This is a genomic window from Promicromonospora sp. NPDC059942 (assembly GCF_042731755.1).
GTDB lineage: Bacteria > Actinomycetota > Actinomycetes > Actinomycetales > Cellulomonadaceae > Promicromonospora.
Genome location: NZ_JBHWLR010000001.1, coordinates 301067 through 321815 on the forward strand (window position 1 = coordinate 301067; position 20749 = coordinate 321815).

The 20749-nt window shown below is 74.2% G+C and carries 19 protein-coding genes; 14 read left to right on the forward strand and 5 right to left on the reverse strand.

The window, feature by feature from the left end; translation table 11 throughout:
• Positions 1–412: 412 nt before the first annotated feature.
• A complete protein-coding gene (locus ACFV9Q_RS01250; RefSeq protein WP_377232800.1) occupies positions 413–2890 on the reverse strand; it encodes a DNA topoisomerase (ATP-hydrolyzing) subunit A in 2478 nt (825 codons plus the stop codon).
• Between the two features lie 176 nt (positions 2891–3066).
• Here ACFV9Q_RS01250 and ACFV9Q_RS01255 point away from each other — a divergent pair, with 176 nt between their 5' ends.
• The 5 genes from ACFV9Q_RS01255 to ACFV9Q_RS01275 all read left to right on the forward strand — a co-directional run bounded on the left by ACFV9Q_RS01255 (position 3067) and on the right by ACFV9Q_RS01275 (position 8890).
• Positions 3067–3522: a hypothetical protein gene (locus ACFV9Q_RS01255; protein ID WP_377229584.1), complete on the forward strand. Its 456-nt coding sequence runs from the start codon at positions 3067–3069 to the stop codon at positions 3520–3522.
• Positions 3523–3589: 67 nt separating this feature from the next.
• Positions 3590–6433, forward strand: a complete 2844-nt coding sequence (locus ACFV9Q_RS01260; RefSeq protein ID WP_377232801.1) for a GNAT family N-acetyltransferase — start codon at positions 3590–3592, stop codon at positions 6431–6433.
• 34 nt (positions 6434–6467) lie between these two features.
• On the forward strand, positions 6468–7046 hold the full coding sequence (locus ACFV9Q_RS01265; RefSeq protein ID WP_377229582.1) for a DUF5998 family protein: 579 nt from the start codon (positions 6468–6470) through the stop codon (positions 7044–7046).
• Positions 7043–8248, forward strand: coding sequence for an alkaline phosphatase family protein (locus tag ACFV9Q_RS01270; RefSeq protein ID WP_377232802.1), 1206 nt, complete (start codon positions 7043–7045; stop codon positions 8246–8248). Before ACFV9Q_RS01265 ends, ACFV9Q_RS01270 begins: the two co-directional genes overlap by 4 nt.
• 9 nt (positions 8249–8257) lie before the next feature.
• Positions 8258–8890 (forward strand): thymidine kinase, encoded by a 633-nt coding sequence (locus tag ACFV9Q_RS01275; RefSeq protein ID WP_285103576.1) that lies wholly within the window; start codon positions 8258–8260, stop codon positions 8888–8890.
• A gap of 21 nt (positions 8891–8911) precedes the next feature.
• Here the strand turns inward: ACFV9Q_RS01275 and sepH are convergent, their stop codons facing one another.
• Positions 8912–10069: a septation protein SepH gene (sepH, locus tag ACFV9Q_RS01280; protein ID WP_377229579.1), complete on the reverse strand. Its 1158-nt coding sequence runs from the start codon at positions 10067–10069 to the stop codon at positions 8912–8914.
• 120 nt (positions 10070–10189) lie between these two features.
• Here sepH and ACFV9Q_RS01285 point away from each other — a divergent pair, with 120 nt between their 5' ends.
• Both ACFV9Q_RS01285 and ACFV9Q_RS01290 read left to right on the forward strand, forming a co-directional pair.
• Positions 10190–11053 (forward strand): inositol monophosphatase family protein, encoded by an 864-nt coding sequence (locus tag ACFV9Q_RS01285; RefSeq protein ID WP_377232803.1) that lies wholly within the window; start codon positions 10190–10192, stop codon positions 11051–11053.
• Between the two features lie 310 nt (positions 11054–11363).
• Positions 11364–11663 carry a DUF4193 domain-containing protein gene (locus ACFV9Q_RS01290; RefSeq protein ID WP_020014531.1) on the forward strand — a complete coding sequence of 100 codons (300 nt, stop codon included), beginning with the start codon at positions 11364–11366 and terminating at the stop codon, positions 11661–11663.
• Positions 11664–11848: 185 nt separating this feature from the next.
• Here the strand turns inward: ACFV9Q_RS01290 and ACFV9Q_RS01295 are convergent, their stop codons facing one another.
• Entirely contained in the window at positions 11849–12292 is a 444-nt protein-coding gene (locus ACFV9Q_RS01295) for a DUF3093 domain-containing protein (RefSeq protein WP_377232804.1), read from the reverse strand.
• Positions 12293–12369: 77 nt separating this feature from the next.
• Between ACFV9Q_RS01295 and dut the strand changes: the two genes are divergently transcribed.
• The 4 genes from dut to ACFV9Q_RS01315 all read left to right on the forward strand — a co-directional run bounded on the left by dut (position 12370) and on the right by ACFV9Q_RS01315 (position 14872).
• Positions 12370–12846 (forward strand): dUTP diphosphatase, encoded by a 477-nt coding sequence (gene dut / locus ACFV9Q_RS01300; protein WP_377232805.1) that lies wholly within the window; start codon positions 12370–12372, stop codon positions 12844–12846.
• Between the two features lie 125 nt (positions 12847–12971).
• Complete coding sequence (locus tag ACFV9Q_RS01305) at positions 12972–13697, forward strand: DUF3710 domain-containing protein (RefSeq protein ID WP_377229575.1); 726 nt, start codon at positions 12972–12974, stop codon at positions 13695–13697.
• 15 nt (positions 13698–13712) lie between these two features.
• Positions 13713–14099 (forward strand): OB-fold nucleic acid binding domain-containing protein, encoded by a 387-nt coding sequence (locus ACFV9Q_RS01310; protein ID WP_377232806.1) that lies wholly within the window; start codon positions 13713–13715, stop codon positions 14097–14099.
• 92 nt (positions 14100–14191) lie between these two features.
• Positions 14192–14872: a DUF3159 domain-containing protein gene (locus tag ACFV9Q_RS01315; protein ID WP_377232999.1), complete on the forward strand. Its 681-nt coding sequence runs from the start codon at positions 14192–14194 to the stop codon at positions 14870–14872.
• A 14-nt stretch (positions 14873–14886) separates the two neighbouring features.
• Here ACFV9Q_RS01315 and ACFV9Q_RS01320 read toward each other — a convergent pair whose 3' ends face one another.
• Positions 14887–15552 (reverse strand): potassium channel family protein, encoded by a 666-nt coding sequence (locus ACFV9Q_RS01320; protein ID WP_377232807.1) that lies wholly within the window; start codon positions 15550–15552, stop codon positions 14887–14889.
• Entirely contained in the window at positions 15552–16205 is a 654-nt protein-coding gene (locus ACFV9Q_RS01325) for a potassium channel family protein (RefSeq protein ID WP_377231626.1), read from the reverse strand. Before ACFV9Q_RS01325 ends, ACFV9Q_RS01320 begins: the two co-directional genes overlap by 1 nt.
• A 96-nt stretch (positions 16206–16301) precedes the next feature.
• Between ACFV9Q_RS01325 and ACFV9Q_RS01330 the strand changes: the two genes are divergently transcribed.
• From ACFV9Q_RS01330 to ACFV9Q_RS01340, 3 genes are all read left to right on the forward strand, one after another.
• On the forward strand, positions 16302–18299 hold the full coding sequence (locus ACFV9Q_RS01330) for an APC family permease (RefSeq protein ID WP_377231622.1): 1998 nt from the start codon (positions 16302–16304) through the stop codon (positions 18297–18299).
• Positions 18300–18417: 118 nt separating this feature from the next.
• Positions 18418–19851, forward strand: a complete 1434-nt coding sequence (locus ACFV9Q_RS01335; protein ID WP_377232808.1) for a class I SAM-dependent RNA methyltransferase — start codon at positions 18418–18420, stop codon at positions 19849–19851.
• Positions 19852–19861: 10 nt separating this feature from the next.
• Entirely contained in the window at positions 19862–20680 is an 819-nt protein-coding gene (locus ACFV9Q_RS01340; RefSeq protein ID WP_377232809.1) for an SGNH/GDSL hydrolase family protein, read from the forward strand.
• The last annotated feature ends 69 nt before the right edge of the window (positions 20681–20749 follow it).

Sequence of the window (20749 nt, forward strand, 5' to 3'; positions counted from 1 at the left end):
GGTGGGGGGGGGGGGGGGGGGGGGGGAGGGGGAGGGGGGGGGGGGGGGGAGGGGGGGGGGGGGGGGGGGGGAGGGGGGGGGGGGGGGGGGGGGTTTTTCCCCCTCCTTCGCGGACGCCAACAACCCCGCCGTACTTCGCGTTCTGCAGTGCGTCACCGCCGGTGATCTTCACGCCCAGGGCGGCCACGGCCTCGCTGAAGCGCTCGTGGGCGGCCATGTCCTCGGAGAGCTCCTGGCGGTTGCGCCCGCGCAGGTTCTCCGGGAGGTAGGCGTCCGAGTCCCAGTCGTTCTCGCGGATCAGGAAGACCCAGGTGTCGGTCATGACGTGCTCCTCGTTCGTGGGATGTTGACACGCCTTGGACGGGCGAGCCGCGCCGGAATCGACACCTCCCACTCGACTACTTTCCCGAGATCACCCGATGACCGCGACCGGCACCGCGATCGGTGTCCCGGAGCCGTCCCGGCGCTGGTCCACCTCGGGCAGGTCGACGGGCTGGCCGCCGGCGCCGAGCGCGCGCGGGGGAGTGGCGCCGACCCAGGCCAGGATGAGGCCGTCCTCACCCTTCAGGAGCCGCTGCGACCGGACGCCGCCGGTCGCCCGGCCCTTGCCCGGGTACAGCGCGAACGGCGTCACCTTGCCCGCGCCCGGCTCGATCCCAGGCAGCGCGTCACCGGCGCCGGCGATCGTCACCACGGTCGCGTCGACCCCGGCCGGGACCGCGCCGAAGAACACGGCCTTCCCGTCCTCGGCGAGCTTGATGCCCGCCATGCCGCCCGCTGCGCGGCCCTGCGGGCGCACGGACGAGGCGGGGAAGTGCAGCAGCGAGGTGTCGTCGGCCACGAAGACCAGCTCGTCGTCGTCGGCCACGACGGCGGCACCGACCACGACGTCGCCGTCCTTGAGCGCGATCACGGGCCACTCGTCGCCCTTGGCCGGGGCGTCGGACGGAGCGACCCGCTTGACGATGCCCTGCGCCGTCCCGACGGCGACGGTCGGCGCGTCGGCGCCGAGCCCCGTCACGGCCAGCACGCTCTCGCCGCGCTCCAGCTCCACGAGCTCGCTCACCGGGATGCCGCCGGACAGCGAGGGCGCGCCGTCCGTCGGCGGCAGCGAGGGCAGGTCGAGCACGGAGATGCGCAGCATCCGGCCGGCGGACGTCACCAGGCCCACGTGGCCGCGGGTCGACGCCGCGGCGTCGCCCCGCAGGGCGTCGTGCGCGGCGCGGTTGCCCTCGCGCGGCACCGGGACGTCGTCGGGGAGCCGGGCCAGCAGGCCGGTCGCGGACAGCACCACGCGGGTGGGCTGGTCCTTGATCTGCAGGTCGATCGGCTCGACGTTCTTCTTGCGCCCGTTCGCGGGGGCCACGGCCACCGAGCCGACGGACCCGCCCGCGGCGTCGAGCAGCACGGTGCGGCGCGGCGTGCCGTAGGTCTTGGCCACCTCGCCCATCTCGGTGCTCACGAGGCGGCGCAGCAGCTTCTCGTCGCCGAGGATCTGCTCCAGCTCCGCGATCTCGCGGCGCAGCTCCTCGGCCTCCTTCTCCAGCTCGATGCGGGAGAACTTGGTCAGGCGGCGCAGCTGCAGGTCGAGGATGTAGGACGCCTGCGGCTCGGACAGGTCGAAGATCTCGCGCAGCCGGTCGCGCGCGATGGCGGCGTCGTCGGACGAGCGGATGACCTGGATGACCTCGTCGATGTCGACGATCGCGATGAGCAGGCCGTCCACGAGGTGCAGCCGCTCCAGGCGCTTGTCCAGGCGGTACTGCGAGCGGCGCCGGACCACCAGGATGCGGTGGTTCACCCAGACCCGCAGCATCTCGAGCAGGCCGAGCGTGCGTGGCTGGCCGTCGACCAGGGCCACGTTGTTGATGCCGAACGAGTCCTCGAGCGGCGTGACGCGGTAGAGCTGCTCCAGCACGGCGTCCGGGTCGAAGCCGGTCTTGACCTCGATCACGAGGCGCAGGCCGTGCGTGCGGTCGGTGAGGTCCTGGACGTTGTTCACGCCCTGGATGCGCTTGGCCTTGACGCCGTCGGCGATCTTCTCGATCACCTTCTCCGGGCCCACCAGGTACGGCAGCTCGGTGACGACGATGCCCTTGCGGCGCGGGGTCACGTTCTCGATCCGCGCGGTGGCGCGGGTGCGGAAGCTGCCGCGGCCCGTGCGGTAGCCGTCGCGCACACCCTCCAGCCCGACGATCTTGCCGCCCGTGGGCAGGTCCGGCCCCGGCACGAACCGCTGCAGGTCCTCCAGCGTGGCCTCGGGGTTCTTGATCAGGTGCTGCGCCGCCGAGACGACCTCGACGAGGTTGTGCGGCGCCATGTTCGTGGCCATGCCGACGGCGATGCCGGAGGCGCCGTTGACCAGCAGGTTCGGGATCGCGGCGGGCAGCACCTCGGGCTGGGTGAGCTTGTTGTCGTAGTTCGGCACGAAGTCCACGACGTTCTCGTCGAGACCCGTGGTCATCGCCATCGACGGCGCCGCGAGCCGCGCCTCGGTGTACCGGGGGGCGGCAGGGCCGTCGTCGAGCGACCCGAAGTTGCCGTGCCCGTCCACGAGCGGCAGCCGCAGCGAGAAGTCCTGCGCCAGGCGCACGAGCGCGTCGTAGATCGGGGCGTCACCGTGCGGGTGCAGCTTTCCCATGACCTCGCCCACCACGCGCGACGACTTCACGTGCGCGCGGTCGGGCCGCAGCCCCATGTCCGACATCATGTACAGGATGCGGCGCTGCACCGGCTTGAGGCCGTCGCGCGCATCGGGGAGCGCCCGCGAGTAGATGACGGAGTAGGCGTACTCGAGGAACGAGGCCTCCATCTCCGAGGCGACGTCGATGTCCACGACCTTCTCGTGGATCTCGCTCTCGTCGAGCGGCTGCGACGGCTTGCGCGCCATGGTTCGTGGGGCTCCTGGGCTCTGGGGCTGGACGGGGACAGGCAAACCGTACCTCGCGCCACCCACACTCCCCGCCGCGCCACACGCCCCCGCGCACAGGAGGCTTTCACGGACGTCTCACCAGGTCATCGCCGAGCCGTGTGCACAGACCTCGTCCCACCTGGCAGTATTCAGGTATGCCCGAATTGCCGCTGGTCAGCAGGTCGACGACCGTCCCGGGCTGGCTGGCCCGGATCGGCCTCGCCTACGGCGTGGTCGGGCTCAGCGTGGTGCCCGTCCTGGTGCTCGGCGCCCTGGTCACGTGGTGGATGCAGTCGTGGCGCTGCGCCCAGCAGGAGTGGGGCTGCCTGGAGCAGGGCATCACCATGTGGGCCGGGCTGGCGATCCTCGCGGCCGTGCTGCACATCGTGGTCGCCATGCGGGTCGGGCTCGGCGTCGTGCACGGCCTGGTGGTCGTCGCGGTCGCCGCCGTCGCCGCGAACGTGGCGCCGTCGGCCGGCGCGTGGCTCCTGCTCGCGGCGGGTCCGGCGGTGGCGGCGATCCTGACGGCGTCCGGCCCCAACCGGCGCCAGCGCCTCGTGCTCGTGGGCTTCGCCGTGATGCTGCTCGTGGGCATGGTCCTGGTGGGCTGACCGGCGGGCTGACGCCCCACCGGGCCGCGAGCGGCGGCACCCCCGGCGGGGTCGTTAGCCTTGTCCCGTGGACCAGCCAGAACGGGCCGACCGGAAGGTGGGCACGGTGCGCTCGCCCTACGCGACCGGCTACCCCGTCGAGTGGGAGGCCGACGTGGTGCTGCGCGACGGCTCGACCGTGCACGTGCGCCCCATCCGGCCCGACGACGCCGACGCGCTCCAGCGCTTCCAGATGGCCCAGTCCGAGCGCTCCACGTACCTGCGGTTCTTCGCCGCGCTGCAGCGCATCCCGGAGCGCCTGCTCACCCAGCTCGTCACGGTGGACCACGTGCGCCGGGCCGCCCTGGTCGCCGTCCGGCCGGGTACGGACGACGACGGCGCGAGCCGCGAGGACATCGTCGGCGTCACGCGCTACGACGTGACCGACGACCAGCCGGGGCGCCGCACCGCCGAGGTCGCGTTCAACATCGCGGACGCGCTCCAGGGCCAGGGCCTCGGCTCGGTCCTGCTGGAGCACATCGCCGCGGCGGCGCGCGAGCGGGGCGTGCACCGGTTCATCGCCGAGGTGCTGCCCCAGAACCGCGCGATGCTGGGCGTGTTCCGCGAGGCCGGCTACGACGTCGAGCAGCACCTGGACGACGGCGTGGTGACCGTCTCGGTCGACCTCGACCCGACGGACCGGTCGCGCGAGGTGATGGCCGACCGCGAGCACCGCACCGAGGCCCGCTCCATGCAGGGCCTGCTCTCGGCGCGGCGGGTGCTCCTGGTCGGCCCCGCGGGCACCGGCCAGTCCGCCGACGACACGACGATCGACGAGCTGCTCGTCGACCGCGTCCGCGAGGCCCACGCCGCCGACCCGGGCGACACCGAGCTGCTCGTGCTCGGCGACGACGTGACCTGGGCGGACCTCGCCCCCGACAGCACCGTCACCACCGGCGGCAACGGCAACGGCAACGACAGCACCGGCGGCAACAACGACAACGCCGGCGACAACACCGTCGACCTCGCCGTCGTCGCCGCCCCGCCCGACGAGGTGATCGACGCCGTCCGCCGGCTGCGCGGCACGGGCGCCCGCGGCGTCGTCGTCATGTCGGCGGGCTGGGCCGAGGCCGGGCCGGCCGGTGTGGCGCGCCGGCGCGAGCTGCTGCGCACCGCGCACGGCGAGGGCATGCGCGTGGTGGGCCCGGCGAGCTACGGCCTGCTCACCAACGTGCCGGGCGCGCGCCTGCGCGCGAGCCTGGCGCTCACGGCCCCGCGCCCCGGGCGCGTGGGCCTGTTCAGCCAGAGCGCCCCGACCGCCGTCACGGCGGCCGAGACGGTCAAGCGGCGCGGCCTGGGCCTGTCCACGCTGGTCTCCGCGGGGCACCGGGCCGACGTGTCGGGCAACGACGTCATGCAGTACTGGCAGGACGACCCGCACACCGACGTCGTGTGCCTGTACCTGGAGACGCTCGGCAACCCCCGCAAGTTCTCGCGTATCGCCCGCCGTCTCGCGCTGGTCAAGCCCGTGGTCGTGGTCGTGGCCGGGCGGCACGGCAGCGTGGTGCCGCCCGGGCACACCGTGCGCGCCACGCGCGCCCCGCGCCGGATGCTCGACGAGGTGCTGCGGCAGTCCGGCGTGATCCGCGCGGAGAACACGCACCAGCTCATGGACGTCGCGCAGGTGCTGGCGCACCAGCCGCTGCCGGCGGGCGGCCGGGTGGGCATCCTCGCCAGCTCGCCGTCGCTCGCCGCGCTCGTGGCCGACGCCGTCGCGGCGGCGGGCCTGACCGTCGTCGGCCCGCCGGAGTCGCTGTCGGCGGGGGCGCCCGACGACGAGATCGCCGCAGCCGTCGACGCCCTCTACGCGCCGGACGCGTGCGACGCCGTCGTCCTGGTCTCCGTGCCCGTGGTGCTGCCGCGCACCGAGGCGATGGCCCGCGCCGTGGCCGAGGCCGCGGCCCGTACGGGCCGCACCACCGTCGTCAGCGCGCTGGGCCTGCACGGCATGCCCGACGAGCTCGCGGCGAGCCACGACGGGCGTGAGGTGCGCCTGCCCGCCTTCTCCACGCCCGAGGACGCCGTCTGGGCCCTCGGGGAGGTGGTGCGCTACGCCCGGTGGCGCACGCAGGACCACGGCAGCCCGGTCCGCCCGGCCCTGCGGGAGGGCGTGTCCGACGGCGTGGCCCGCACCCAGGCGCGCACCCTCGTCGAGTCGCTGCTGAGCCAGCACCCCGACGGCACGGTCCTGGACCAGGAGGCGGCGACCGAGCTGCTCGCCTGTTACGGGCTGAGCCTGTGGGGCTCCCGGAGCGTCCGCACGCCGCAGGAGGCGGTGGCTGCCGCCCAGGAGCTGGGCTGGCCCGTCGCGCTCAAGATCGCCTCGCCCGCGCTGCGGCACCGCGCCGACCTGGGCGGCGTGCGGCTCGACATCGCCGACGCCGAGGACCTGGTCGAGGACGCCGAGCGCATGCTCGCCGCGGCGTCCGCCCTGCTGCCGGCGCCCGACCCGGTGCTGGAGGTGCAGGCCATGGCACCCACGGGCGTGGCGTGCGTGGTGCGGTCGGTGGAGGACGAGCTGTTCGGGCCCGTGGTCTCGTTCGGGCTGGCGGGCGACGCCGTCGACCTGCTCGACGACGTGACCCACGGCGTGCCGCCCCTGACCGACGTGGACGTGGCCCGGATGGTGCGCGGCGTGCGCGCGGCGCCGCGCCTGTTCGGGTACCAGGGCGCGCCCGCCGCCGACGTCGCCGCGCTGGAGGACGTGCTGGCCCGCGTCTCGGTCATGGCCGAGGACCTGCCCGAGCTCGCGTCCGTGGAGCTGTACCCGGTGGCCGTCGCGGAGCGCGGCGCCTCCGTGCTGCACGCCACGATCCGGCTGCGCCCCGCGGAACGCCGCACGGACGCCCTGCGCAGGGCGCTGCCGGGCTAACGGCGGGAGCCCCTCTCATGGGATGATTCCCCTCGTGCCCCATGCCCCTACCGATGCCCGTGACGACCTGACCGCCCACCTGCACCGGGCCGGCTACTACCCGGAGCTCGTCGCGGACGTGCTCGACGTGGCCCTGGCCGGCGAGGAGGTGGTGGCCCACCTCGTGCAGGCCGAGACCACCTTCGACTCGGAGGTGCGCCGCCACCTCACGGTCCTGGTGCTGACCCCGACCCGCCTGGTCACCGCGCACGTCGACGACCACACGGGGGAGGACCCGGCCCGGTCCGGCTCGGCGTCCGCCACCACCGAGGTGGTGCCGGTGCGCGAGATCCGCTCCGTGGCGCTCACCCACGTGATCGCGGACCCGGCGCAGTACCCGCAGAGCGGGGCCACGCGCGAGGTCACGCTGGCCGTGGGCTGGGGCGCGGTCTCCCGCGTCGACCTGGAGCCGGCCTCCTGCGTGGACCCGAACTGCACGGCCGACCACGGCCTGACCGGCCAGGTGACGCCCGACGACGTGGTGGTCCGCGTCTCCGGCGAGGCCGAGGGCGACGCCGCCGTCCGCGCGGCCGTCGACTTCGCCCGGGCGCTGTCCCGGGCCACGTCTGCGTGAGCGCTCCGCAGCTGCCCGAGGGCCTGGTCGTGCCGTCCTACGACACGACCAGCCTCGCCGCCGTGCTGCCCGCCGCCGCGGGCGCGCTGGGCCACGAGCTCACCACGGCCACGGGCCTGACCGCGGCCGGCAGCCGCGCGGCCCTCGGCCTGCCCGACGCCGACCGCGTCGTCGTCGTGCTGGTGGACGGGCTCGGCATCCGCAACCTCGCCGAGCGCGGGGGCCACGCGCCGTTCCTGCGCGGCCTCCTGCGCGAGCGGGACGAGGCCGCCGCGACGCTCACCTCCAGCTTCCCGTCGACGACGGCCGCGGGCCTGAGCATCCTCGGCACGGGCACCGCCCCGGGCCGCACGGGCATGCTCGGCTACACGCAGCGCAACCCCGAGACCGGGAAGCTGGCCGCGGTGGTGCAGTGGCACGACCTCGGCGACCCCGCCGACGTGCAGCGCGAGCCCACGGTCCTGGAGACGCTCGCCGCGGCGGGCACCCGGGTGGTGGCCCCCGGCCCGCGGAAGTTCGCGGGCTCCGGCATGAGCCAGGCCGCGCTGCGCGGCCCCGTGCACGTGGCCGCGGAGACGTTCGAGCAGCGCGTGGACGCCACCGTCGCGGCGCTGCGCCGACCCGCCGACCCGGCGGGCACCGGGCAGAGCCTGGTGTACCTGTACCAGGGCGACGTCGACAAGACCGGCCACGGCTTCGGCTGGGACTCCTGGCAGTGGGGCGACGCGCTGGAGGCCACCGACCGGGAGCTGCGCCGCCTGCTGCGCAGCGTGCCGCGCGGCACGCTCGTGCTGGTCACGGCCGACCACGGCCAGATCACGGCCGACCTGGCCACCCAGTGGGACGTCGCGACCGACCCGGCCCTGTACCCCGGCGTCGCCATGGTGGGCGGCGAGCCGCGCGCCCTGCACGTCTACACCGAGCCCGGCACCGACCCGGCCGACGTCGCGGCCCGGTGGACCGAGCGGCTGGGCGTCCACGCCCTGGTCGTGCTGCGGGAGCAGGCCGTGGCCGGCGGCTGGTTCGGCCCGGTCGCCGAGCACGTGCTGCCCGCGATCGGGGACGTCGTGGTGGCGATGACCGGCGCCGCCACCGTCGTCGACTCCCGGGTGCACTCCGCGAACGCGCGGGCGCTGCCCGGCGTGCACGGCTCCCTCACGCCGCACGAGATGCTCGTGCCGTTCCTGACCGCCCTCTCCTAGGAAGCTCTCGTGGCCCAGCTCGTCTTCTTCTCCGGGACCATGGACTCCGGCAAGTCCACCCTCGCCCTGCAGACCGACCACAACTTCCGCGCCCGCGGGCGCGAGGGGCTCATCTTCAGCCGGGGCGACCGGGCGGGCGCGGACCGGGTCTCCAGCCGGCTGGGCCTGGAGGTCGCGGCCGTCGAGGTGACCGACGACACCGACTTCTGGGTCGAGATCAGCGGCCGCCGCGCGGGCGGCGAGGCCGTCGACTACCTGGTGTGCGACGAGGCGCAGTTCTACTCGCCCGCGCAGGTGGAGCAGCTCGCCCGGCTGGTGGACGAGACGGAGATCGACATCTTCGCCTTCGGCATCACCACCGACTTCCGCACCCGGCTCTTCCCCGGTTCGGCGCGCCTCATCGAGCTCGCCGACCGCGTCGAGCTGCTCCAGGTGCAGTCGCTGTGCTGGTGCGGCGCGCGCGCCACGCACAACGCGCGCACCGTGGACGGGATCATGGTCACCGAGGGGGAGCAGGTGGTGATCGGCGACGTCGGCCTCGCCGAGGTCGCCTACGAGGTGCTGTGCCGCCGCCACCACATGCGCCGCATGACGGCGCTCACCGCGCGCCGCCGCTCGGCGGACGAGTCCCTCTGGGGCTAGGCCCGGGGCTGGACGGTCCGCCTAGACCTCCGGGCGCGAGCCGAACACGATCTCGTCCCAGCTCGGCACCTGCGCGCGCGACTTGCGGCCGCGCTTGGGCGCGGGCCGCTTGGCGGCTGCCGGCTCCTTGTCCGGCACGTTCGCCGGCTCCGGGACCGGGGCGGGCTCGGGCTCCGGCTTCGCCTCCTGGTCCGACGGCGGGGGCGTGGCCGGCACGGGCCCCGGGATCTCCCACTGGCTCGGCCCCTCCCACTCCAGGTCGGCGGGGGAGTCCGGCACCTTGACGGACGGCATCCGGGGACGTGACCCGCCCCGCCGCGCGCCGATGTCGACGACGGCCGCGGCCGGCTCCGGCGCGGACTCGTCGGGCTCGTCCGGGCTCGCCGCCGATCCCGGACCGGCGGGCCCGCCGTCCAGGTGGTCGAGCTCCAGCAGGTCGGGCGGCCCGACGTCGGGCGCGGAGCGTCGCGAGGGGCGCTGGCCGCGGCGCTCGGAGAGGTTGTCCAGCAGCAGGTCCGTGTCGTCGGGCTCGGGCGGGGCCGGCCGGGAGCCGCGCTGACCGAGCCGCTGCGGCGGCAGGGTGGCGACGCCGGCCAGCGCCGGGCCCTCGTCGTCCTCGGGGAGGCCGAGCCAGCGGGCCTCGTCGTCGAGCGCGGTGACGAAGCCGCCGCGCGGCTCCAGCGACCAGCGGCCCTCCCGCGGCCGCTCGCCCGCGGTGAACTCGACCTGCACGATCCAGGGGTGGGTGCCCTCCCGCGTGGCGGTCCACCGGGCGTCGTCGGGCCGCACGCCGCGCGAGCGCAGGCGCTCGTCGGCGACCTCGCCGAGCGTGGTGGCCGTGTCGTCGTCGTTCAGCACGGCCTTGGCGCGCACCCGGGAGATCGCGTGCTCGCGCTCGGAGATGACGGGGTACTCGAAGCGCCGCACGTGCTCCACGGGCAGGCCCGACGCCTCGGCGAGGGCCTCGCAGGTCTCGCCCGCGCGCAGCCGCGCCTGGATCTCGCGCGGACGCAGGGTGGACTCCTCCTGGGCGCGGATCGACTCCATGCGCGGACGGTCGCCCCGGAGGGCTGCGCGCAGGGCGTCGGTGATCGGCAGGGTGCTCTGGGTGCCGTCGCGTGCGGCGAGGACGAGGCGTTCACCGTCCTCGTGCAGCCTCACCAGCTCCAGCTCGTCCATGCCAGTCCTCCCGGGGTAGTCCTGTGTGCCGAGCCTGCCACCGAGCGGGCGCGGCGCGGCGCAGGCGCGTCGGTGTGCCGCCGGATCGTAGCCCGCCGGCGGGTGCGGCAGGATGGGCGCGTGATCTCACCCGCACCGCACGCGCTGCCCGACGGCGTCACCGTCACCGCCCTCCGCGACCTCGCCGTCCGCCTCGCGACGGCGGCCGGGACGCTCGTCCGGGAGGGCAGACCGGAGCGGGTCGAGGTCGCCGCGACCAAGTCGAGCGACGTGGACCCCGTCACGGTCATGGACCGCGCCTCGGAGGAGCTGCTGCGCGAGATGATCGCGGCGGAGCGCCCGGACGACGCGATCCTGGGCGAGGAGGGCGACGACGTGCCCGGCACCAGCGGGCTGACCTGGGTGCTCGACCCGATCGACGGCACGGTGAACTACCTGTACGGGGTGGCGTCCTGGGCCGTGTCGGTGGCGGTCGTGGCGGGTCCGCCGGAGCCCGCGTCGTGGACCGTGCTGGCCGGGTGCGTGCACAGCGTCGCCGACGGGCGGACCTGGTCGGCCGGGCTGGGCGAGGGCGCCACGCGCGACGGCGCCCCGATCCGGTCGGGCGCGCCGGCGTCCCTGAGCACGTCCCTGGTGGGCACGGGCTTCGGGTACGACGCCGTGCGCCGTGCCGAGCAGGCCCAGGTCCTGGCGCAGGTGCTGCCGCAGATCCGGGACATCCGGCGGCTCGGCTCCGCCGCGATCGACCTGTGCCTCCTCGCGGACGGCTCGCTCGACCTGTACTACGAGCGCGGCCTGAACCCGTGGGACATGGCGGCGGGCGTGATCGTTGCCACCGAGGCGGGCGCCGTCGTGACCGGCCTGCGGGGCCGGCCGGCCGGGAACGCGATGACGGTCGCGGGCCCCCGCGAGCTCGTGGCCGAGCTCGCCGGGATCCTCGAGGCGGCGGACGCCGACGGCGCCGGGGGCACCGTCGGCGGGTGATCTTTTTTATGACACACCCGTGCAAGAGTGGTCACCGTTGACCAGGGTCAAAAGGTCGAAAACGGGCCGTTGTTGCAGGTCAGAGCGTACGTGACCGGGGTTACACCGGTAGATGTAGCGCGCCTGACAGAAATGGTGCACAATCCGTGGGCCGACTCGGGAACAAAACCGGGGCCGTGTGCATTATCTGCGCGTACACCCGCTTGCGGTCGCTGTTCGACGGTGCTCGCGGTGTCCCGGCCGGGGCGGCGTCGAACCCCGGATGTCCCGAACCCTTCCGGCGCGACCACCTACCGACGGAGAACACCACATGGCAACTGACTACGACGCCCCGCGTAAGAACGATGAGGATGTCGAGCAGGACTCGATCCAGGAGCTGCAGGCACGTCGTTCTGACAAGTCCTCGGGCGTTGTGGACGAGGACGAGACAGAAGCGGCCGAGGGCTTCGAGCTCCCGGGCGCCGACCTGTCGGGCGAGGAGCTCGCAGTACGGGTGCTGCCGCGTCAGGCGGACGAGTTCACGTGTTCGAGCTGCTTCCTGGTGCACCACCGCAGCCAGCTGGCCTACGAGAAGGCCGGCCAGATGATCTGCACGGAGTGCGCCGCCTGATCCACCAGGCCTTCGGCACTGACGACACGACCGGGCTGTCATGCGGCGCATGGCAGCCTTCGTCGTACCCGGGCCCGGGCGGGGCCCGGGAACGCTGGGCTCTGCTTGTCTGCCGCCTGAGCCTGCGGCTCCGCTCCAGGCGCGTGCCTCGTTCCTCGGCCCCCACCCTGCGCTGCGCCTCCGGCTCAGTCGGTGAGCGCCTTGACCAGCAGCTCCGGGCGGCGCGTGGAGACCAGCCAGTAGGGGGTGGGGTCGGCCGGGTCGTCGAGCGCGACCCGCACCCCGGTCCGCGCCCACGCGCGCAGGCAGACGTAGGCGCGCGCGTCCAGGCCGGGGCCCAGCTCGTGCCGCATGGCGGCGACGTCCAGGGCCTGGGGCGCGCTCAGCAGCGCGACCGGGATCCGGGCGCTCCCGGCGCGCAGGACGCCGTCGGACACCTCGACGACGGGCGACGTGACGGCCAGGGCGAGGGCCGACCCGACACACACCAGCAGCCCGACGGCGACCGCCGCGGCCGCGTGCACGGGCCACAGCGCGATCGCCGCGATGGCCCCCAGACCGACCGTGCCGAGCCAGCCGCCGGGACCGGGCAGGAGACGCTCGTGGAAGGTGAGGGTGGTCGCCGTCATGGACACATCATCCCAGCCCCCGGCACTGCCCCGGCACTCTTGCGGCGGCGCGGGCCCAGGTGGCGTACTCTTCCGGCGTGCCCACCCCTGAGCCAGCTCACGACGGCAGCACGGTCGACGTGCTCATCCGCCTCCTGGACGACGTTCCCGTCCCCTCCTACGCGCATCCCGGCGACGCCGGCGCCGACCTGGTGACCACGGTCGACGTCGAGATCCCGCCGCAGGGGCGGGTGCTGGTGCCCACCGGGGTCTCGATCGCGCTGCCCGACGGCTACGCGGCGTTCGTGCACCCCCGCTCGGGCCTCGCGACGAAGCACGGCCTGACCATCGTGAACGCGCCGGGCACCGTGGACGCGGGCTACCGCGGCGAGATCAAGGTCACGCTGCTCAACACCGACACGACGCAGGCCGTGAAGCTGGTCCGGGGCGACCGCGTGGCGCAGCTCGTGATCCAGAAGGTCGAGCGCGCGCGGTTCGTGCCCGCGCAGACCCTGCCCGGTTCGCACCGGGGCGACGGCGGCTTCGGCTCCAGCGGCGGTTTCGCCGGGCGCTGAACGCGTGTCCAGGTCGGCGCCGGACAGGTCTAGGCTGTAAGTAACGAGCGGATAACGCCGCCGGGTGCAGCAATGCGTGCGCCCCGGTGGGGCGAGCAATCGACGAACGACGAAGGAGTGTGGCTGTGGGTCTGTTCAGCCGACGAGGTACGGCGGAGGAGCCCGCCTCGGTCGAGTGGGCGTCGGTGGAGGCCGAGCAGCAGAAGCGGCCCCACGGACCCTTCGACCGGTCCCAGGTGGACGAGATGGGCCCCCGGGTCGACCTCGGCGCCATCTGGCTGCCGGTGATGCCCGGGCTCGAGCTCCGCATGGAGATCGACAAGAAGACGCAGAAGGTCACCGGGGTGACGGCCGCGCTGGAGGGGTCCAACCTCCAGATCCAGGCGTTCGCCGCGCCGCGCACCGAGGGCATCTGGGACGAGATCCGGCACGAGATCGCCCAGTCCGTGAGCGGGCAGGGCGGCATCGTGGACGACGTGCCCGGCGTGTTCGGCCGCGAGCTGCTGGTGCGCATGCCCGTGACGGGCCCCGACGGGCAGCCCGGCCAGCGGCCGGCGCGGTTCGTGGGCGTGGACGGGCCCCGCTGGTTCATCCGCGGCGTGCTCGCGGGCCGGGCGGCGCTGGACGCCGAGGCGGCCAAGCCGCTGGAGTCCGTGTTCGCGAACATCGTCGTGGTGCGGGACCAGAGCCCGCGCCCGCCGCGCGACCTGCTGCCCCTGGCGCTGCCGAAGTCGGCGCGCAAGGATGGTGCACAGCCGGCGCAGGAGCCGGCCGGTCCGCAGGACGCCGCACCGCAGATGTCGGACTTCAACCCGCTGCGGCGGGGTCCTGAGATCACCCAGATCGGCTGACGAGGTGAACCACTGATGGGGTTCCGTTCGGCACTCGCCTCACGCATCGCGGCGACGCTGGCCTCGAACGAGGAGGTCAGCGACACCGCGGAGCGCGCCGACGCCTCCAGGAACGTCGGCTGTGCGGCGGTCACGTCCGTGCCCACCCGCTCCCGGGGCAAGGTCGCGGGCGTGCTGCGCTCGGTCGTGCTGCGCCCGCGCGAGGGCGTGCCGACCCTGGAGGCGGAGCTGTTCGACGGCTCCGGGGCGCTGGATCTCGTGTGGCTCGGCCGCCGCACCATCGAGGGCATCGAGCCGGGCCGCCGGATCCGGGTCGAGGGCATGGTGTGCGACGTCGACGGGCGGCGCACCATGTTCAACCCGCGGTACGAGCTGAGGCCCCGGCCGGGCGAGGCACAATAGCCCCCATGAGCGATCCCGCACGTCCTGACGTGCCCCCGGAGCGGCCCGTGGCCCAGTCCGCAGCGCAGCCCGCAGAGACCCCCGCGCGCGGCATGCGCGCCCTCACCGGCGACGAGTTCTCGGCGGCGCAGGCCGTGGGCGGGGTCCGCGGCCTGGTCGAGGCGGTGCTGCCCGGCCTGGTGTTCGTGGTCGCGTTCGTGATCACCAACGACCTGACCGTCCCGCTGATCGCGTCGGTGGTCGCCGCGCTGGTGCTCGTCGTGGCGCGCCTGGTGCAGCGCACGCCGGTCACGCAGGCGCTGGGCGGCCTGCTCGGCATCGCCGTCGGCGTGGTCTGGGCCTGGACGTCCGGCGACGCGGAGGACTACTACGCGGGCGGCCTGCTGCTCAACGCCGCCTACCTCGTGGTGCTGCTCGGCACGATCCTCGCGCGCCGCCCCGCCGTCGGCTACGTGGTGGAGGCGCTGCGCGCCGGCCTGACGCCGGACGCCGTCAAGGCCGACGCGGACCGCCCGGACGACCAGCCCTCGGTCTTCGCCGCCCTGACCGCCTGGCGGTCCGACCCGGCCAAGATGCGCATGTACTCGATCGCCACCTGGCTCTGGGTGGGGCTGTTCGCCCTGCGCCTCGCGGTCAAGACGCCGCTCTACTTCGCGGGCGACGTCGCCTGGCTGGGCACGTTCCACCTGCTGCTCGGCGTGCCGCTCTGGGCGCTCGTGCTGTACCTGACCTGGTACGTCGTGCGCCGGCCGAAGGCCGCGGCGCAGGCCTGACGCCGCGCCGGGCCTCAGCCCTTCGGGACCAGCAGCTTCTGCAGCGCGTCCGTGTCGGCGTCCGAGCCGGCGACCAGCAGCAGCTCGTCGCCGGCCTCCAGGGTGTCGTCCGGGCTCGGCACCAGCGGGCGGCCGTCGCGCACGATCGTCGAGAGCGTGACGTCCGCCGGCCACACGACCTGGCCCAGCCGCGTCCCGGCGACCCGGGAGTCGGCGGGCAGCGTCAGCTCCAGGATGTCGGCGCGCGACTGGCTGAAGCTGAAGATCTTCACGAGGTCGCCGACGGCCACGGCCTCCTCGACCATCGCGGTCATGATGCGCGGGGTCGAGACCGCGACGTCCACGCCCCAGGACTGGTCGAACATCCACTCGTTCTTCGGGTTGTTCACGCGCGCGACCGTGCGCGGCACCCCGAACTCCGTCTTGCCCAGCAGGGAGAACACCAGGTTCACCTTGTCGTCGCCGGTGGCGCCCACGACGACGTCGGCCTGCTCCAGCTCGGACGCCTCCAGCGCGGGCAGCTCGCACGCGTCCGCGAGCACCCACTCCGCCTCGGGGACCTGCGAGACCCGCATGGCCGCCGGGTTCTTGTCGATCAGGGTGACCTCGTGCTCGTGGCTCAGCAGCTCGCGGGCGATCGAGCGGCCCACGGAGCCCGCCCCGGCGATGACGACGCGCATCAGTCCTCCTCGGCCGTCGGCGCGGCGGTGAGGATCCGCTCGATCTCGGCGGACCGGTCGGCCGCCATGAGCACGTGGAGCACGTCGTTCTCCTGGAGCACGATGTCGGGCGTCGGCAGGATCGCCGACGAGTAGCGGGTCACGAAGGCGACGCGCGCCCCCGTGGCGGCCTCGATGTTGAGCACGGGCCGGCCGACCCACCGCCGGTGGTACTCGATCTGCGCGAGCCGCACCGTGCCGGACGGGTCGCGGTACTCGTCGGTGAAGCCCAGCGGCAGCATGCGGCGCAGCACCTGGTCCGCCGTCCAGCGCACCGTGGCGACGGTCGGGATGCCGAGCCGCTGGTAGATCTCGGCCCGGTGCGGGTCGTAGATCCGGGCGACGACGTTGTCCACCCCGTACGTCTCCCGGACCACGCGCGCGGACAGGATGTTGGAGTTGTCGCCGTCGGACACCGCCGCGAACGCGTACGTGTCCTCGATCCCCGCCTGCACGAGCGTGTCGCGGTCGAAGCCCACCCCGGTCACCTTCTTGCCGGAGAAGTCCGCGGGCAGGCGCCGGAACGCGTCCGGGTTCTGGTCGATGACGGCCACGGAGTGCCCGCGGCCGTCGATCTCCTGGGCGAGGCTGGAGCCGACGCGGCCGCAGCCCATGATGACGAAGTGCACGGACGGAACGCTACCGCGCCGGGGGTGACGATGGTGCGCCAGGTGCGCCGCCGGCCATCGACGGGCATAGAGTCTTCCAACGTGTCGGACATCGTCGATGCGGCCAAACGACTTCTGGTCGGCCGCCCCATGCGCAGCGAGAGCCTGGGGCACACGCTGCTGCCCAAACGCATCGCGCTGCCGGTCTTCGCCTCGGACGCCCTCTCCTCGGTGGCGTACGCCCCGGACGAGATCCTGCTGACCCTGTCACTGGCGGGTATCGCGGCCCTGGCGTTCTCGCCATGGGTCGGTCTCGTGGTGGTCGTGGTGCTGCTCATCGTGGTGGCGTCCTACCGGCAGAACGTGCACGCCTACCCGTCGGGCGGCGGCGACTACGAGGTCGCCACCACCAACCTCGGCCCCTCGGCGGGCATCGGCGTCGCGTCCGCGCTGCTGGTGGACTACGTGCTCACCGTGGCCGTGTCGATCTCGTCGGCGGCCCAGTACGCCTCCGCCGCCATCCCCGGGCTGCGCGGGCACGAGGCGCTCGCCGCCGTCATCGCGGTGACGCTGCTCACCCTGGTCAACCTGCGCGGGGTCAAGGAGTCGGGCACGGCGTTCGCCATCCCGACCTACTGCTACATGGCGATCATCGGGGCCCTGATCGTCACGGGCGCGTTCCGCTTCTTCTCGGGCACGCTGCCCCAGGCGCAGAGCGCGGACTTCGAGCTGTCCGCCGAGGCCGCGTTCGACCAGGGCCTGGTGGGCATCGCGGGCGCGTTCCTGCTGGCCCGGGCGTTCGCGTCGGGCTGTGCCGCGCTGACCGGCGTCGAGGCCATCAGCAACGGCGTGCCTGCGTTCCGCAAGCCCAAGTCGCGCAACGCCGCGACCACGCTGCTGCTGCTCGGCACGATCTCCGCGACGATGATCATGTCGATCCTCCTGCTGGCCCAGGCCACGGGCGTCCAGTTCGCGGAGGACCCGCACAGCCAGCTCACGCTGAACGGCGAGCCGGTCTCGGACCACTACGTGCAGATCCCGGTCATCGGCCAGCTCGCGGAGGCCGTCTTCTCGGGCTTCCCGCCGGCCTTCTACGCCGTCTCCGCCGTCACGGGCCTCATCCTGGTGCTCGCCGCGAACACGGCGTTCAACGGGTTCCCCGTGCTCGGCTCGATCCTCGGCCGCGACGGCTACCTGCCGCGCCAGCTCCACACCCGCGGCGACCGGCTCGCGTTCTCCAACGGCATCGTCACCCTCGCCGTCGCGGCGATCGTGCTCATCGTGGTGTTCGACGCCGAGGTCACCCGCCTCATCCAGCTCTACATCGTGGGCGTGTTCGTGTCGTTCACGCTGTCCCAGCTCGGCATGCTGCGGCACTGGACGCGCGAGCTGCGCACCGAGCCGAACCCCGCGGTGCGCGGCCGGTACAAGCGCTCGCGCCTGGTCAACGGCGTCGGGTTCGGGCTGACCGGCATCGTGCTGATCATCGTGCTGCTCACCAAGTTCACCCACGGCGCCTGGATCACCCTGCTGGCCATGGGCGTGCTGTTCGTGCTCATGCGGGCCATCCGCAAGCACTACGACCGCGTGCGCGACGAGCTCGCGCTCGACGACGTCTCCGCGGCGCGGGCGCTGCCGAGCCGCGTGCACGCCGTCGTGCTGGTCTCCAAGGTGCACAAGCCGACCATGCGCGCCCTGGCGTACGCGCGCGCCGCGCGGCCCAGCGTGCTGGAGGCCGTCAGCGTGGGCGTGGACCGCGAGGACGTGGAGCGGCTCACCGCCGAGTGGGAGGCCCTCGACCTGCCCGTCCCGCTGCGCATCCTGGACTCGCCGTTCCGCGAGATCACCCGCCCGGTGGTCAAGTACGTGCGGTCCGTGCACCGTGAGTCGCCGCGCGACCTCGTGATCGTCTACATCCCGGAGTACGTGGTCGGGCACTGGTGGGAGCAGCTCCTGCACAACCAGTCGGCGCTGCGGCTCAAGGGCAGCCTGCTGTTCACGCCCGGCGTCGTGGTGGCGTCCGTGCCGTGGCAGCTCGCCTCGACGCGCGGGCAGACCGGGCTGGAGGGCGACACCTTCCTGCGCGGCCGCCGGATGTGACGCCGCCGGATGTGACGCCGCCGGATGTGACGTCGCAGGGTGTGACGCCGCCGGATGTGACGCAGCCGCGCGCCTGATCGGGCGGGGTCCGGACGGGCCGTGGGCGATACTTGAGCACATGCCCCGCAACCCCGACCGTCGCACCGCGCCCGCAGACCCCGAGCAGGGCGGCCGCCCGCGCCGTCGTCCCCAGCGTTCCCCGCGGCCCGGCCGCGCGCGGCGCGTGAGCGACGCCGCCCCGGGGCCGGAGGTGGGGCAGGAGTTCGAGCTGGAGGTCGGCCCCGTGGCCCACGGCGGCCACTGCGTGGCCCGCCTGGACGGCCGCGTCGTGTTCGTGCGCCACACCCTGCCGGGGGAGCGCGTCCGCGCCCGCGTCACCGAGGGCGGCCCGACCTTCTGGCGCGCCGACGCCGTCGAGGTGCTCGAGGCGTCCCCCGACCGCGTCGAGCCCCTGTGGCCCGCGGCCGGCGCCGACGGCGTGGGCGGCGGCGAGCTGTCCCACGTCGCCCTGCCCGCGCAGCGCCGCTGGAAGACCGCCGTGCTCGTCGAGCAGCTCCAGCGCCTGGCGCGCCTCGACGCCGACTGGCTCGCCGAGCACGTCACGGTCGAGGCCGCGCCCGCCGACGACGAGCGCCGCGGCCTGCACTACCGCACCCGGATCGACCTGGTGGCCGACGCCGACGGCCACGCCGGCATGCGCAAGCACCGCTCGCACGACATCGTCGCGCTGAAGAAGATGCCGCTGGCCTCCGCCGAGCTGGCGGCGTTCGCGGTAGCCGAGGACGTGTTCACCCGCACGTGGACGCCGGGCGCGCGGCTGGAGCTCGTCGCGCCGTCCGAGGGCGACCCGGCGCTGCTGGTCGACGGCGAGCCGTGGCGCCGGGGCAAGCCCGACTCCCGGCCCAACGCGCGCCGCGCCGTGACCGAGGTCGTGACCGGCCCGTGGGGCACGCACCGCTACCGCGTGGCCGCCGACGGGTTCTGGCAGGTGCACCGCGAGGCGCCGGCCGTCCTGACGGGCGCCGTGCTGGACGCCGCCGGCGCGAGCGCGGGGGAGCTGGCCGGCGCGACCGTGCTGGACCTGTACTCCGGCGCCGGCCTGTTCACGCTGCCGCTGGCGGACGCCGTCGGGCACGAGGGCCGCGTGGTCGCCGTCGAGGGCGACGAGCGCGCCGTCAAGGACGCCCGCCGCAACGCGCACGCGCACGGGCAGGTGGAGCTGCGGCTGGGCGCCGTGGACCGCGTGCTGGCGGGCGGGCCGGGCGAGGCCGAGGTGCCCGCCGCGGACGTCGTCGTGCTGGACCCGCCGCGGTCGGGTGCCGGGCGTGCCGTGGTGGACGCGATCGCGGCCCGCGAGCCCCGCCGCATCGTCTACGTGGCGTGCGACCCGGCCGCGCTCGCGCGCGACGTCGGCTACCTCGCCGCGCACGGGTACGCGCTGACGGGCGTGCGCGGGTTCGACCTGTTCCCGCACACGCACCACGTCGAGGCGGTCGCGGTGCTGGACCGGCAGGGCTGGACGGTGGACGAAACCCCAGGTCAGTACGCATAGGATGCGCACCGTGAAGCGGTGGCTGGTGAGCGGCGGGATCGCGGTGTCGGTGGTGGCGGCGTTCGCCGTCGCCGTCCTGGTGGGCATGGTCCTGGGGGCCGGCGGCATCGCCGTCGGCGGTACGGGCGGGGCCTCGGTGCCCGCGCCGCGGGGCGCGCCGTCGGTCTGGGCGGAGTCCCCGTCGCCGTCGCCCTCGCCGTCCCCGGTGGCCGAGAAGGAGCCGGTGGCCCTCTTCGTCGGCGACTCCTACACGGTAGGGCAGGGCGCGACGTCGCCCGAGCTGCGGTGGAGCACCCTGGTGTCCGAGAAGATGGGCTGGCGCGAGCTCAACGTGGCCGACGGCGGCACGGGGTTCGTCAAGGGCAACCCGGAGCTGGACAAGCTGAACTACCCGGCCCAGCTCCGGTCGGTGCCGAAGGGCAGCGTGGACATCGTGGTGATCGCCGGCGGGCAGAACGACTTCAAGGACCTGCGGGCCGAGCCCGGGCCGGTCTTCGAGGCGGTGGCCGACACGTACGCCCTGGCCGTGCAGCGGTTCCCGGACGCCGAGATCGTGTCGGTCGGGCCCTCCACCCCCTGGGCGGTCGGCCTGGAGGCGCGCGCCCTGGACAGCGCGGTGCGGGCCGCGGCGGCCGAGGCGGAGGCCACGTACGTGTCGCTGCTGGACCCCAACATCGTCCAGGGCCGCCTGGTGCACGAGGACGGGATCCACACGACCGACGCGGGCAACGCCGCGATCGCGCGGCGGGTGGTGCGGACGCTCCAGGCGCCCGCGGCCGACGTGGAGGAGACGGGCGCCCGGCCGGCAGATATCTTGACGTCAAGATAAATGCGATATGCTGGCTCCAGCAGCCCGGCCTAGGCTGGGTGAAGCCCCCTGGAACCCATGCGGCGGCTC